The organism is Endozoicomonas sp. ALD068, assembly GCF_049310145.1.
Classification (GTDB): Bacteria; Pseudomonadota; Gammaproteobacteria; order Pseudomonadales; family Endozoicomonadaceae; genus Endozoicomonas_A.
On sequence record NZ_JBLYNU010000004.1, the window covers coordinates 5897432 to 5911992 of the forward strand.

The following is a 14561-nucleotide window of genomic DNA, read 5'->3' on the forward strand; positions in this document are numbered from 1 at the left end:
AAGCCGACAACAACTGAAAGCCGTGTTCACTGGATAATACAACGCCTTTCTGTTGTTCCCTGCCTTGCCCGGGCATTGATCAGGAGTTCCACGCAGTCGGTATGGCCCATCCCGGTTGCGATGGCGAGAGGAGTGGTGCCATCCGACAAGGCGGCGTTGATGTCTGCCTCGGCTCTGATCAGGCGTTTCAGACACTCGATATTGCCCTCCCGGGCTGCGATGAACAGCGGGGTCGCGCCATCCTCAGTCCTGCGGGCGTTGAGATCGGCCCCGGTGTTGAGCAGGAGTTCCACGCAGTCGGTATGGCCCTTCTGGGCTGCGATGAATAGCGGGGTGGTGCCATCCTCACCCGGGATGTTGATGTCCGCCCCGGCACTGATCAGGATTTTTACGCACTCGGTATTGCCCATCTCGGCTGCGATGTGCAGGGCAGTGGTGCCGTATTTAGTCCGAGCGTTGAGATTCGACTCGGCGTTGATCAGGAGTTTCAGGCAGTCGGTGTTATTTTTTTGTGCGGCGACGTGCAGCGGGGTGCCGCCATCATTATTCTGCTTGTTAAGGTCCGCCTCTGCTTCGATCAGGAGTTGTACAATATCGGTGTTATTTTCTTGTGCAGCAATGAACAACGGGGTAGCACCCTCCTCGATCCAGACGGCGTTGAGATCCGCCCCCTCTTTGATCAGGAGTTTCACGCAGTCGGTGTTATTTTCTTGTGCAGCCATGAACAGTGGGCTGGCGCCATCCTCAGTCCGGGCGTTGATATCCGCCCCCTCTTTGATCAGGAGTTTCAGGCAGTCGATATGATTTCTTACTGCAGCGATGTACACAGGGCTGGCGCCACTCTCAGTCCGGGCGTTGATATTCGCCCCCTCTTTGATCAGGAGTTTCACGCAGTCGATGCTATTACGCAGGACGGCGACAAACATCGGGCTCATGCCATCTTCAGATCGGGCATTAAGATCTGCCCCGGCCTTGATCAGGAGTTTCAGGCAGTCGGCGTTATTTTCCTGGGCAGCCAAGAGCACCGGGGTGATGCCACTCTTATGCCCGGCATTGGGATCTGCCTTGGCTTCGATCAGGGCTTCCACGCAGTCGGTCTTGCCTTTCGCAGCAGCGATGAGTAGCGGGGTGTGGCCAGCCTCATCCTTGACGTTGAGGTTCGCCTTCGCTTCGATCAGGGCTTTCACGCAGTCGATGTTGCCCAACTGGGCGGCCATGGACAGTGGGGTGGAGCCATCCTCAGTGCCAGCATTGAGATCTGCCCCGGCCTTGATCAGGAGTTTCATGCAGTCGGTGTTATTTTCCTGGGCAGCAGCGAACAGTGCCGTGGCACCAGTCTCACTGGCAGTGTTGAGATTCGCTCCGTGGCTGATCAGGCGTTCGACGATAGCCTTGTGCCCCCGGTAAGATGCGATTATCAAGGCAGTGACATCATCATACCTAACGGCATTAATATTGACTCCTTCTGCCAGTGACTTCTCCACCTGATCGAAATCCCCGTCATAACAGGCAGTATAAAACGTCTGATTGGGGAAAAATGTATCCTGGTGAGATTCACCGGTCTTCAGATTCACAACAGGCATGGGGTCTTGCCGACACATCGCGCAGTGTCGTGAGCCAACGGGCTGATGAACAAAGTGTCTTGTAATGCAGTCCAGATGGAAGCGGTGGCCACATTGGGTTCGACATTGGGTTTTGACGTCCATTGGCGCCACATCGCGGCCATGGAATTCATCGTGACAAATAGGGCAGACATCGGCCTCCGACTTTACGTCAGCTCCAATGGTGAGAGGGGGGCGAGCAATACCATCCATAAGTAAAACAACTGTGAAAGCAGCAAAATAATATAGATATGACATGAGAGCGGTAGGATAGTTCATTTATGTGGCTGTAAAGTCCACTGTGGCTAAATAATCACCTATTTCAAAATATCTGATGCATATCTGCCGCAATACCGGCACCGGGTCATGCCGACCTGTCGCACACCGGCCTCATTCACCTTCCCTGCATTGCCTCTGTTGCCTGCCTGGTCCCGGCGTTGGTCAGGAGTCTCGCGCAGTCGGCATTGCCCATCTCTGTTGCGATGGCGAGAGGAGTGGTGCCGTCCGACAAGGCGGCGTTGATGTCTGCCTCGGCTCTGATCAGGCGTTTCAGACATTCGATATTGCCTTCCCGGGCTGCGATGAACAGCGGGGTCGCGCCATCCTGAGTCCTGCGGGCGTTGAGATCGGCCTCGGTGTTGAGCAGGAGTTCCACGCAGTCGGTATGGCCCTTCCGGGCTGCGATGAATAGCGGGGTGGTGCCATCCTCACTCGGGATGTTGATGTCTGCCCCGGCACTGATCAGGCGTTTCACACACTCGGTACTGCCCATCTCGGATGCGATGTGCAGTGCAGTGCTGCCGTATTTAGTCCGGGCGTTGAGATCTGCCCCGGCGTTGAGCAGGAGTTTCAGGCAGTCCGTGTTATTTTTTTGCGCAGCGATGTGCAGCGGGGTGCCGCCATCATTATTCTGCTTGTTAAGGTCCGCCTCTGCTTCGATCAGGAGTCTCACAATATCGGTGTTATTTTCAAGTGCAGCAATGTGCAATGGGGAGGCACCATGCTCGATCCAGACGGCGTTGAGATCCGCCCCCTCTTTGATCAGGAGTTTCACGCAGTCGGTGTTATTTTCTTGTGCAGCCATGAACAGTGGGCTGGCGCCACTCTCAGTCCGGGCTTTGATATCCGCCCCCTCTTTGATCAGGAGTTTCATGCATTCGATATGATTTTCTTGTGCAGCGATGTACACAGGGGTGGCACCATTGTTATTCGGGGTGTTGATATCCGCCCCCTCTTTGATTAGGAGTTTCACGCAGTCGATGCTATTACGCAGGACGGCGACAAACAGCGGGCTCATGCCATCTTCAGATCGGGCATTAAGGTCCGCCTCGGCCTTGATCAGGAGTTTCATGCATTCGGTGTTATTTGCCTGGGCAGCCAAGAGCAGCGGAGTGGTGCCATTCTCAGGCTTGGCGTTGGGATCTGCCTTGGCTTCGATCAGGAGTTTCACGCAGTCGGTGTTGTCTTCCGCAGCAGCCATGATTAGCGGGGTGTTGCCATCCTCATCCTTGGTGTTGAGGTTCGCCTTGGCTTCGATAAGGGCTTTCAGGCAGTCGGTATTGCCCATCTCGGCAGCGATGGACAGAGGGGTGGCACCATTCTTGGCCCTGGCATTGAGATCTGCCCCTTTATTGATCAGGAGCTTCACGCAGTCGCTTTTATTTTCCTGGGCAGCGAAGAGCAGCGGAGTAGCACCAAGCTCATTCCGGGCGTTGAGATCCGCCTCGGCGTTGATCAGGAGTTCCACGCATTCGGTATTGCCATTCACAGCAGCCATGATTAGAGGGGTGTCGCCATCCTCATTCCGAGCGGTATTGACGTCCGCTCCGGCGTTGATCAGACGTTCGACGACATCCGTGTGCCCCCTGATGGATGCCACCATCAAGGCAGTCAAACCATACGTCATAATGGCATTGACATTGACGCCTTCTGCCAGCGACCTCTCCACCTGATCCAAATCCCCGTAATAACAGGCATCATAAAATGCTTGATTGGGGAAAGATGTATCCGGGTAAGATTCACTGGTGTCCAGATTCACTACAGGCATCGGGTCTTGCCGGCACACCGCGCAGTGTCGTGAGCCGATGGGCTGATAAACAAATTGTTCTGAAATACAGTCCAGATGGAAGTGGTGGCCGCAGTGGGTTCGACATTGGGTTCTGACGTCCACTGGCGCCACATCGTGGCCATGAAATTCAGTCAAACAAATAGGGCAGACATCGGCCTCCGACTTTACGTCAGCGCCAATGGGGAGAGGGGGGTGAGCAAGGCTATCCATAAGAGTTGAACATTCTTGATATCCAATAAATAGTACTGATCAGACATAAGAAAATTACGATAGTTCATTTGTTTGGCTATTAAGTTTGCTGCGGCTAAATAATCACCAATTACAAAAACTCAGAAGATGGGAACACCTGAAAGCCTTGTTCACTGGACAACATAATGTCTTTCTTTTGTTTTTTTCACCGCCTCTGTCCCCCTCTTTGCCCCGGCGTTTATCAGGAGTCTTGCGCAGTCGGCATTGCCCATCCCGATTGCGATGGCGAGAGGAGTGGTGCCGTCCGACAAGGCGGCGTTGATGTCTGCCTCGGCTCTGATCAGGCGTTTCAGACACTCGATATTGCCCTCCCGGGCTGCGATGAACAGCGGGGTCGCGCCATCCTCAGTCCTGCGGGCGTTGAGATCGGTCTCGGTGTTGAGCAGGAGCTCCACGCAATCGGTATGGCCCTTCCGGGCTGCGATGTGCAGTGCAGTGCTGCCGTATTTAGTCCGGGCGTTGAGATCCGCCCCGGCGTTGAGCAGGAGTTTCAGGCAGTCCGTGTTATTTTCTTTTGCAGCAACGTGCAGCGGGGTGAAGCCATCATTATTTTGCTTGTTAAGGTCCGCTTCTGCTTCGGTCAGGAGTTTTACAATATCGGTGTTATTTTCTTGTACAGCAATGAACAATGGGGTGGCACCCTCCCTGATCCAGACGGCATTGAGATCTGCCCCCTCGTTGATCAGAAGTTTCACACATTCGATGTGATTTTTTTGTGCAGCGATGAACAGTGGACTGACGCCATCTTTAGCCCGGGCGTTGATATTCGCCCCCTTTTTGATCAGGAATTTCAAGCAGTCGATATGATTTTCTTGCGCAGCGATGTACACAGGGGTGACACCATCGTTATTCGGGGCATTGATATTCGCCCCCTCTTTGATCAGGCGTTTCATGCAGTCGATGCTATTACGCATCACGGCGATGAATAGCGGGGTCATGCCATCTTCAGTTCGGGCATTAAGATCCGCCCCGGTCTTGATCAGGGCTTCCATACAGTCGCTATGACCCATCGCAGCAGCGATCATCAGCGGGGTGCTGTCATCCTTATTCCGGGCATCGGGGTCTGCCTTGGCTTTGAGCAGGGCTTTTACGCAAGCGGTATGGCCATTCGCAGCAGCGATGAACAGCAGGTTGCTGCCAGCCTCGGTCCGGACGTTAGGATCCGCCCCGGCGTTGAGCAGGAGTTTCACGCATTCGATGTAATTATTTTGTACCGGAATGAAAAGCGCGGTGACGCCATCCTCATCCCTGGTGTTGAGGTTCGCCTTGGCTTCGATAAGGGCTTTCAGGCAGTCGGTATTGCCCATCGCGGCAGCGATGGACACAGGGGTGGCACCATTCTTGGCCTCAGCATTGAGGTCTGCCCCTTTATTGATCAGGAGCTTCACGCAGTCGCTGTTATTTTCCTGGGCAGCGAAGAGCAGTGGGGTGCCGCCATCCTCATTCCGAGCGGTGTTGACCTCCGCTCCGGCGTTGATCAGACGTTCGACGATATCTGTGTGCCCATTGATGGATGCCAACATCAAGGCAGTCAAACCATCCGTCATAACGGCATTGACATTGACGCCTTCTGCCAGCGACCTCTCCACCTGATCCAAATCCCCGTAATCACAGGCATCACAAAATGCCTGATTGGGGAAAGATGTATCCGGGTAAGATTCACCGGTGTCCAGATTCACTACAGGCATCGGGTCTTGCCGGCACATCGCGCAGTGTCGTGAGCCGACGGGCTGAAAAACAAATTGTTCTGAAATACAATCCAGATGGAAGCGGTGGCCACAGTGGGTTCGACATTGGGTTCTGACGTCCACTGGCGCCACATCGTGGCCATGGAATTCAGCCAAACAAATAGGGCAGACATCGGCCTCCGACTTTACGGCAGCGGCAACGGAGAGAGGGGGGTGAGCAATACTATCCATAAGAGTTGAACATCCTTGATAACTAATAAATAGTTCGAATTAGACATAAAAAAAGTACGATAGTTCATTTATTTGGCTATAAAGTTTGCTGCGGCTAAATAATCACCTATTGCGAAAACTCAGAAGATGGAAACACCTGAAAGCCGTGTCCTCCGGACAACCTAACGCCTTTCTTTTGTTCCTTTCACCGCCTCTACTCCCTCTCAGCCCCGGCGTTCATCAGGAGTCTCGCGCAGTCGGCATTGCCCATCCCGATTGCGATGGAGAGAAGTGTGGTGCCATCCGACAAGACGGCGCTGATATCTGCCTCGGCCCTGATCAGGCGTTTCAAACACTCGATATTGCCTTCCCTGGCTGCGATGAACAGCGGGGTCGCGCCATCCTTAGTTCTTCGGGCGTTGAGGTCGGCCCCGGCGTTGATCAGGAGTTCTACGCAGTCGGTATTGTCCTCCCTGGCTGCGATGAACAGCGGGGTCGCGCCATCCTCAGTCCTTCGGGCGTTGAGGTCAGCCCCGGCGTTGATCAGGAGTTTCAGGCAGTCGGTGTGATTTTCTTGTGCAGCCATGAACAACGGGGTGACACCCTCCTCAATCCAGACGGCGTTGATGTCGGCCCCGGCGTTGATCAGGAGTTTCACGCAGTCGATGTGATTTTCTTGTGCAGCGATGAACAGTGGGCTGGCGCCATCCTTAGCCCGGGCGTTGATATCCGCCCCGGCGTTGATCAGGAGTTTCAGACAGTCGATATTGCCCCTCTGGGCTGCGATGAATAGCGGGGTGGTGCCATCCTCACAGGGGATGTTGAGATCCGCCCCGGCGTTGATCAGGAGTTTCAGACAGTCGATGTTATTTTTTTGCGCAGCCATGAACAACGGGGTGGCACCATCCACGAGCCAGACGGTGTTGAGATTGGCCCCGGCGTTGATCAGGAGTTTCACGCTGTCAATGTGATTTTCTTGTGCAGCGATGAACAGTGGGCTGGCGCCATCCTTAGCCCGGGCGTTGATATCCGCCCCGGCATTGATTAGAAGTTTCACGCAGTCGCTGTGATTTTCCTGGGCAGAGAGGAACAGTGCCGTGGTACCAGTCTCAGAGGTGGCGTTGAGATTCGCTCCGGCGTTGATCAGGCATTCGACGATAGCCTTGTGCCCCCGGTAAGATGCGATCATTAAGGCAGTGAAATCATTATGCGTAAAGGCATTGACATTGACGCCTTCTGCCAGTGACTTCTCCACCTGATCCAAATCTCCGTAATAACAGGCATCACAAAACGTCTCATTGGGGAAAAATGCATCCGGATGAGATTCACCGGTGCTCAGATTCACTACAGGCATCGGGTCTTGCCGGCATATCGCACACTGTCTTGAGCCAACGGGCTGAGAAACAAATTGTCTTGAAATACAGTCCAGATGGAAGTGGTGGCCACATTGGGTTTTGACGACCACTGGCGGTACTTCGTGGCCATGAAAATCAGCCAAACAAATTGGGCAGACATTGACCTCCGGCTTTACGTCAGTTCCCATGGAGAGGAGGGCGAGCAATACCATCCATAAGTAGAACATCTGTGAAACCTGCCAGATAGTACAGATTAGTCATAAGAACAGCAGGTTAGTTCATTTATGTGGCTATTAAGTTCCCTGCGGCTAAATAATCACCTATTTCAAAATCTCAGAAGATGGGAACACCTGAGAGCCTTGTTCACCGGGAAGGATGTTAATTTTCCTGCATTGTCTCTGTTTCCTGCCTTGCCCCGTGATAGATCAGGAAATTCGCGCATGAGGTATTGCCCATCCTGGTTGCGATGGCCAGTGGGGTGGTGCCATCCGATAAGGCGGCGTTGGGATCCGCCCCGGCTTTGACAAGGAAACCCAGGCAAAAGATATTGCCCTCCTGAGCTGCGAGGTACACCGGGGTGGAGCCATCCGTAGTCCGGGCGTTGGGGTCCGCTCTGTTTTTGAGCAGCAGTCTCATGATTTTGTTGTTATTATGCAGGATCGCGATTAGCAAGGAGGTGCAGCCATTCGGCAAGGCAGCGTCGACATCCGCTCCAGCTTCAATAAGTTTTACCGTGCAGCAGGTGTTATTTTCCTTGACAGAGGTTAGCAAAGGGGTAAAGCCGTCCTTGTTCCGGGCGTTAAGATTCGTCTCAGCTTTGATCAGGAGTTCCAGGTTGTCGAAGTGATTGTTCTGGGCAGCCAGGGACAGTGGTGTGGCGCCCAGGGAATCGGCGGCATTGACTTTCGCCCCGGCGTTGAGCAGGAGTTCCACAACGGCAGGGTTATTTTTTCTGGCAGCCAAGAGCAGTGGTGTGGCGCCATCCTCAGTCCGGACAGCGTTGACCTGCGCCCCAGACCTGATCAGGTGTTCGACGACCTCCTCGCTCCCGGTCGAGGATGCTATCATCAAGGCGGTGAGATCATCAGTCATAACGGCATTAACATTGACTCCTTCTGTCAATGACTTCTTCACCTGATCCAAGTCCCCTTTATAGCACGCACTTAAAAACACCTCGTCGGGGAAAGATTCATCCGGGTAAGTTTCGCCGGTGTTCTTATTCACCACAGGCATGGGGTTTTGCTCGCACACCATGCACTGGCGTGAGCCGATGGGCTGTTTAACCACATGCTTGGAAATACAGACCCGATCGAAGTCGTGGCCACATTGGGTTCGACATGGGGTTCTGGCAGCCAGAGCCGCCACATCGCGGTCATGGAAATCAACCGGACAAACAGGACTGGCATCGGCCTTCGCCGCCTCTTTTTCCGCCACGGCGTTGCTCAGTAGTTTCACGCAGTCGATATTGCCCAGCTTGGTTGCGATGGACAGTGGGGTGTTACCATTGGGCAAGGTAGCGTCGGGATCTGCGCCCCTGTCGATCAGGCGTTTCACCACATTGGTGTTATTTTTTCTGGCAGCAAAGTGCAGCGGGGTGGCGCCATATTTATTCCGGACGCGGGGATCCGCCCCTTCGTCGAGCAGGAATTGCACGAAGTCGGCATTGCCCTTATCGATTGCCTCGAACAGCGGGGTGCCGCCATCCTCATCCCGGACCTTGAGATCCGCCCCATTCTCTAGCAGGAGTTTAACCATATCGGCGTTATTTTTTTGGGCAGCCAAGTGCAGCGGTGTGGTGCCAAACATAGTGGGAGTGTGGACATTAGCCCCGGCTTTGATCAGGCGTTTCACGCAGTCGATATTATTTTTCAGGACTGCGATGGCCAGTGGGGTTTTGCCATCGGGCAAGTCAGTGTCGAGATCCGCCCCATTGTTGAGTAAGAGTTCCAGAATGTCGGTTTTATTGTCCTGGGCAGCGCAGAACAGCAGGCTCCTGCCATAGGCAGTGGGCTTATTGACGTTTGCCCCGGCATTGAGCAGGTGTTTCACGCAGTCGATATTATTTTCCTGGACTGCGATGGCCAGTGGGGTGGTACCATCGGGCAGGGCAGCGTTGATATCCGCCCCATTGTCGAGCAGGAGTTGCATGCAGTCGCTATTGCCCATCTCGGCTGCTAAGAACAGCGATGTGGCGCCCTTCATATTCCGGTCGTCGATATCCACCCCTTTCTCGAGCAGGAGTTTCACAATATCGGTGTTATTTTTTCGGGCAGCGAAGTGCAGCGGGGTCTCGCCATCCTTATTCCGGGCGTTGAAATCCGCCTCGTTTTCGAGCAGGAGTTTCACAATGTCGGTGTTATTTTCATGGGCAGCGGAGTGCAGCGGGGTGTGGTCAATCTTATTCCGGGCGTCGAGCTCCGCCCCTCCCTCGAGCAGGAGTTTCACAATATCGATGTTATTTTTTCGGGCAGCGAAGTGCAGCGGGGTGTCGCCAAACACAGTGAGCATGTTGACATTCGCCCCGGCTTTGATCAGGTGTTTCACGCAGTCGATATTGCCCATCAGGGCTGCATAGTGCAGCGGTGTGTCGCCACACTTATTGCGGGCGTCGAGCTCCGCCCCTTTCTTGAGCAGGAGTTTAACAATATCGGTGTTATTTTTTAGGGCAGCGAGGTGCAGCGGAGTGGACCTACTAGAGGCTTGGACAGCGTTAACGTCTGCCCCGTGTTTGATCAGGTGTTTGGCGATGTCTGTGTACCCCCTAAAGGATGCCGTTATCAAGGCAGTGCAATTATCCTTCATAGCGGCATTGACATTGACTCCTTCTGCAAGTGACTTTTTCACCTGATCCAAATTTCCATTCAAGCAGGCAACTGAAAACACCTGGTCGGGGAAAAACTTGTCCGGGTGAGATTCACCGGTTTTCAAATCCAACACAGGGAACGGGTTCTGTCCGCAATGCAAGCAGCTGCGTGAGCCTATGGGCTTATAAAGAAATAGCCATGTAAGATAGGCCAGATCAAAGCGGTGGCCACAGCGGGTTTGACATTCCTGTTTGAGGTCCACAGCCGCCACATCGCGGCCGTTGAACTTAACGAGACTGACAGAACAGATATCGGCCTTCGACGTTACGTCATTGCTCGAGGGAAGACGGTGAGGATTAATAGCGTCCATAACCAGAACCTCCATGTTATTCAATAAGTTATATAAGTTAGACACAAAAAAAGTACGATAGTTCATTTTTATGGCTACAAAGTTTTTTGTGGCTAAATCATCACGCATTGCAAAACTCAGGGGATGAAAACACTTGAAAGCCGTGTTTACAGGATGATGCAGAGTCCTTCTTCTGTTCTTCTTGTCTTAGCCTCGTTAATGGCTTCCACGCAGTCGAAATGGCCCATCATGGTTGCGACGGACAGCGGTGTGCTGCCATCCGGCAAGGCGGCGTTGACATCTGCCCCGGCCCTGATCAGGAGTTTCAAACATTCGATATGGCCTCTCTTGGCAGCTTCGAACAGCGCAGTGGTGCCGTATTTAGTCCGGGCGTTGAGATCCGCCCCTTTCTCGAGCAGGAGTTTAACAATATCGGTGTAATTTTCTCGGGCAGCCAAGTGCAGCACGGTGCCATACGCAATGGGAGTGTTGACATTCGTCCCGGCTTTGATCAGGAGTTTCGCGCAGTCGATATTATTTTTCAGGACTGCGATGGACAGCGGGGTGGCGCCATAACTGGTCTGGGGGGGGTCGAGTTTCGCCCCCTTACTGATCAGGAGTTTCACAGTGCCGGTGTGATTTTTTTGTGCAGCGAAGAACAGCGGTGTAACGCCATTCTCAGCCATAGCGGCATTGACGTTCGCCCCGTTGTTAATCAGGACTTCGGCTAATTCTGTGTGCCCCATAGCGGATGCAATCAACAAGGGATTGAAATCATCCCACATAACGGCATTGACATAGACTCCTTCTGCCAGTGACTTCTTCACCTGATTCACATCCCCATTCAAGCAGGCACGTGAAAACACCTGGTCGGGGAAAAACTTGTCCGGGTGAGATTCACCGGTTTTCATATCCAACACAGGGAACGGTTTTTCCCGGCAATATCCGCAGCTGCGTGAGTCTATGGGCTTGACATAAAATAGCCTCGTAAGACAGTGCAAATGGAAGATGTGGCCACAGTGGGTTTTACATTTGGAGTCGTCTTCCACAGCCGCCACATCGCGGCCATGGAACTCAACGAAACAAATATCACATTTATGTGCCTCCGACGTTAATTCAGTGGTGATGGGGAGAGGGGGGTGATTAAGATTAATGGCATCCATAAGTAGAACCTCCATGATATTCAAGTAAGTTATACAAATTAGACATAAAAAAAGTACGATAGTTCAGCTTTATGGCTGTTGAGTTTGCTGCGGCTAAATCATCATGCATTTCAGAACTCAGGAGATGAAAACACCTGAAAGCCGTGTTTACAGGATGATGCAGGGCCCTTCTTCTGTTCTTCTTGTCTTAGCCTCGTTAATGGCTTCCACTAAGTCGAAATAGCCCATCATGGTTGCGACGTACAGCGGGGTGGCGCCATTGGTCGGGGCAGCGTCCGGATCCGCTCCTTTCTCAAGCAGGAGCTGTACGCACTTGCTTCTGTGTTTGAAGACTGCGACGGACAGCGGGGCGAAGCCATCCGAGAAAGCGGCATTGGGATTTGCCCCAGCGTTGAGCAGGAGTTTCAAACATTCGCTATGGCCTCCGTCAGCAGCTGCGAACAGCGCAGTGGTGCCGTGTTCAGTCCGGGCGTCGAGATCCGGCCCTTTCTCGAGCAGGAGTTGCACGCAGTCGATCCAGCCTCTAAGGGCTGCGGCGTACAGCGGAGTGATGCCATTCAACAAGGCGGTGTTGGGATTCACCCCTTTGTCGAGCAGGAGTTTCACGCAGCCGCCAGAGCCCTGCTGGGCTGCCATGGACAGCGGGGTAGCGCCATCCGAAATCCGGGGGGTGTTGAGATTTGCCCCGTTGTCGATCAGGAGTTTCGCAATTTCGGTGTGATTTTTTTGTGCAGCGAAGAACAGCGGGGTGACGCCATTCTCATTCCGGGCGTTGATATCCGCCCCGTAGATGAGCAAGAGGTTCACGCATTCGATATTGCCTTTCTGTGCTGCGATGTGCAGCGGGGTCATGCCACAAGACAAGACGGCGTTGGGATTCGCCCCGGCGTTGATCAAGAGTCTCACGGAGTCAATAGAGCCCGTCTGGGCCGCCATGGACAGCGGGGTGTGGCCATCCTTAGTCTGGGAGAGGTCGAGTTTCGCCCCCTTACTGATCAGCAGTTCCACAATGTCGGTGTGATTGTTTTGCGCAGCGAAGAACAGTGATGTAACGCCTCTCTCAGCCATAGTGGCGTTGACGTTCGCCCCGTTGTTAATCAGGACTTCGGCTAATTCTGTGTGCCCCTCAGCGGATGCAATCAACAAGGGATTGAAATCATAACTCATAACGGCATTGACATAGACTCCTGCTGCCAGTGACTTCTTCACCTCATCCACATCCCCATTCCAGCAGGCACGAGAAAACGCCTGGTCGGGAAAAAACTCGTCCGGGTAAGATTTACCGGTTTCCGTATCCAACGCAGGGAACGGGTTTCCTCGGCAATACGCGCAGCTGCGTGAGCCTATGGGCTTATGAACAGATAGCATCGTAAGACAGTCCAGATGGAAGATGTGGCCGCAGTGGCTTTTACATTTAGGGTTGTGTTGCGCAGGCGCCACATTGCGGCCATGGAACTCAGCAAAACAAATATCACATTTATCGGGCTCCGACGTTAATTCAGTGCTGATGGGGAGAGGGGGGTGATTAAGATTAATGGCATCCACAATTAGAACCTTCATGTTATTAAAGTAAGTTATACGAATTAGACAAAAAAAAAGTAGATAGTTCAGTTTTGTGGCTAAAAAGTTTTTTGTGGCTAAATAATCACGCATTGCAAAACCCAGGGGATAAAAACACCTGAAAGCTGTTTTTACAGGATGATGCAGAGCCCTTCTTGTGTTCCCCTGCTTCTCTCGGCCTCGTTCAGGGCTTCCACGCACTCGGTATGGCCCATCCTGGTTGCGATGGACAGCGGGGTGGTGCCATCCGGCAAGGCGGCGTTGATATCTGCCCCGGCCCGGATCAGGCGTTTCAAACATTCGGTATGGCCTCCCTCAGCGGCTACGAACAGCGCAGTGGTGCCGTATTCAGTCCGGGCGTTGAGATCCGGCCCATTCTCTAGCAGGAGTTGCACGCAGTCGATCCTGCCTTTAAGGGCAGCGGCGTAAAGTGGAGTGACGCCATTCAACAAGGCGGTGTTGGGATTCACCCCTCTGTCGAGCAGGAGTTTCACGCAGCCGCCAGAGCCCTGCTGGGCTGCCATGGTCAGCGGGGTGGCGCCATCCGAAGTCCGGGGGGGGGTGAGATTTGCCCCGTCGTCGATCAGGAGTTTCGCAATTTCGGTGTGATTTTTTTGTGCAGCGAAGAACAGCGGGGTGACGCCATTCTCATTCCGGGCGCTGATATCCGCCCCGTAGATGAGCAAGAGGTTCACGCATTCGATATTGCCTTTCTGTGCTGCGATGTGCAGCGGGGTCATGCCACAGGACAAGACGGCGTTGGGATTCGCCCCGGCGATGAGCAAGAGTCGCACGGAGTCGTTAGAGCCCTGCTGGACTGCCATGGACAGCGGGGTGTAGCCATCCGTAGTCCGGGGGGAATCGAGTTTCGCCCCCTTATTGATCAGGAGTTTCAAAATATCGGTGTGATTTTGTTGTGCAGCGAAGAACAGCGGGGTAACGCCATCCTCAGCCATAGCGGCGTTGATGTCCGCCCCTTGGTTAATCAGGACTTCGGCGAGGGTTGTATGCCCCTCACCGGATGCCATCAACAAGGCATTGAAATCACCCTTCATAACGGCATCGACATAGACTCCTTCTGCCAGTGACTTCGTCACCTGATTCAAGTCCCCGTGAAGACAGACATCATAAAACCTCTTATCGGGGAAAAACTTATCCGGGTAAGATTCGCCGGTTTTCATATTCAACACAGGGAACGGCTTTCCTCGGCAATACGCGCAGCTGCGTGAGCCTATGGGCATACCATAAAATAGCCTCGTAAGACATTTCAGATGGAAGAGATGGCCACAGTGGGTTTTACATTCGGGGTCGTCTTCCACAGGCGTGACATCTCGACCATGGAACTCAACGAAACAAATATTACATTGATCCGCCTCCGAAGTTACTTCAGTGCTCACGGTGAGAGCAGAAAGACTAATTGTATTCATAAGCAGAACCCCCGTGTAATTTAATGAGTTATACAAATTTAGACACTAAAAAAGTACGATAGTTCAGTTTTATGGCTATTGAGTTTG

General features: G+C 53.2%; 8 protein-coding genes. All 8 read right to left on the reverse strand.

Going from position 1 to position 14561, the window contains the following annotated elements:
- Positions 1–26: 26 nt before the first annotated feature.
- Positions 27–1814 (reverse strand): ankyrin repeat domain-containing protein, encoded by a 1788-nt coding sequence (locus ACO6V5_RS21975; RefSeq protein ID WP_422413144.1) that lies wholly within the window; start codon positions 1812–1814, stop codon positions 27–29.
- A gap of 181 nt (positions 1815–1995) precedes the next feature.
- Positions 1996–3879: an ankyrin repeat domain-containing protein gene (locus ACO6V5_RS21980; RefSeq protein WP_422413146.1), complete on the reverse strand. Its 1884-nt coding sequence runs from the start codon at positions 3877–3879 to the stop codon at positions 1996–1998.
- A gap of 149 nt (positions 3880–4028) precedes the next feature.
- On the reverse strand, positions 4029–5837 hold the full coding sequence (locus tag ACO6V5_RS21985) for an ankyrin repeat domain-containing protein (protein WP_422413148.1): 1809 nt from the start codon (positions 5835–5837) through the stop codon (positions 4029–4031).
- A 193-nt stretch (positions 5838–6030) separates the two neighbouring features.
- Positions 6031–7398, reverse strand: a complete 1368-nt coding sequence (locus ACO6V5_RS21990; RefSeq protein WP_422413150.1) for an ankyrin repeat domain-containing protein — start codon at positions 7396–7398, stop codon at positions 6031–6033.
- A gap of 151 nt (positions 7399–7549) precedes the next feature.
- Positions 7550–10345 (reverse strand): ankyrin repeat domain-containing protein, encoded by a 2796-nt coding sequence (locus ACO6V5_RS21995; RefSeq protein ID WP_422492158.1) that lies wholly within the window; start codon positions 10343–10345, stop codon positions 7550–7552.
- A gap of 146 nt (positions 10346–10491) precedes the next feature.
- Positions 10492–11487, reverse strand: coding sequence for an ankyrin repeat domain-containing protein (locus tag ACO6V5_RS22000; RefSeq protein WP_422413154.1), 996 nt, complete (start codon positions 11485–11487; stop codon positions 10492–10494).
- 147 nt (positions 11488–11634) lie between these two features.
- Positions 11635–13032 (reverse strand): ankyrin repeat domain-containing protein, encoded by a 1398-nt coding sequence (locus ACO6V5_RS22005; protein ID WP_422442617.1) that lies wholly within the window; start codon positions 13030–13032, stop codon positions 11635–11637.
- A gap of 146 nt (positions 13033–13178) precedes the next feature.
- Positions 13179–14474 (reverse strand): ankyrin repeat domain-containing protein, encoded by a 1296-nt coding sequence (locus ACO6V5_RS22010; protein ID WP_422442618.1) that lies wholly within the window; start codon positions 14472–14474, stop codon positions 13179–13181.
- Positions 14475–14561: the final 87 nt, after the last annotated feature.

Excerpts from the sequence above, each read along its gene's own strand:
- ACO6V5_RS21995 (WP_422492158.1), bottom strand. The coding sequence starts at position 10,345 with ATGGACGCTATTAATCCTCACCGTCTTCCCTCGAGCAATGACGTAACG.
- ACO6V5_RS21985 (WP_422413148.1), bottom strand. The coding sequence starts at position 5,837 with ATGGATAGTATTGCTCACCCCCCTCTCTCCGTTGCCGCTGCCGTAAAG.
- ACO6V5_RS22010 (WP_422442618.1), bottom strand. The coding sequence starts at position 14,474 with ATGAATACAATTAGTCTTTCTGCTCTCACCGTGAGCACTGAAGTAACT.
- ACO6V5_RS21990 (WP_422413150.1), bottom strand. The coding sequence starts at position 7,398 with ATGTTCTACTTATGGATGGTATTGCTCGCCCTCCTCTCCATGGGAACT.
- ACO6V5_RS21975 (WP_422413144.1), bottom strand. The coding sequence starts at position 1,814 with ATGGATGGTATTGCTCGCCCCCCTCTCACCATTGGAGCTGACGTAAAG.
- ACO6V5_RS22000 (WP_422413154.1), bottom strand. The coding sequence starts at position 11,487 with ATGGATGCCATTAATCTTAATCACCCCCCTCTCCCCATCACCACTGAA.
- ACO6V5_RS21980 (WP_422413146.1), bottom strand. The coding sequence starts at position 3,879 with ATGGATAGCCTTGCTCACCCCCCTCTCCCCATTGGCGCTGACGTAAAG.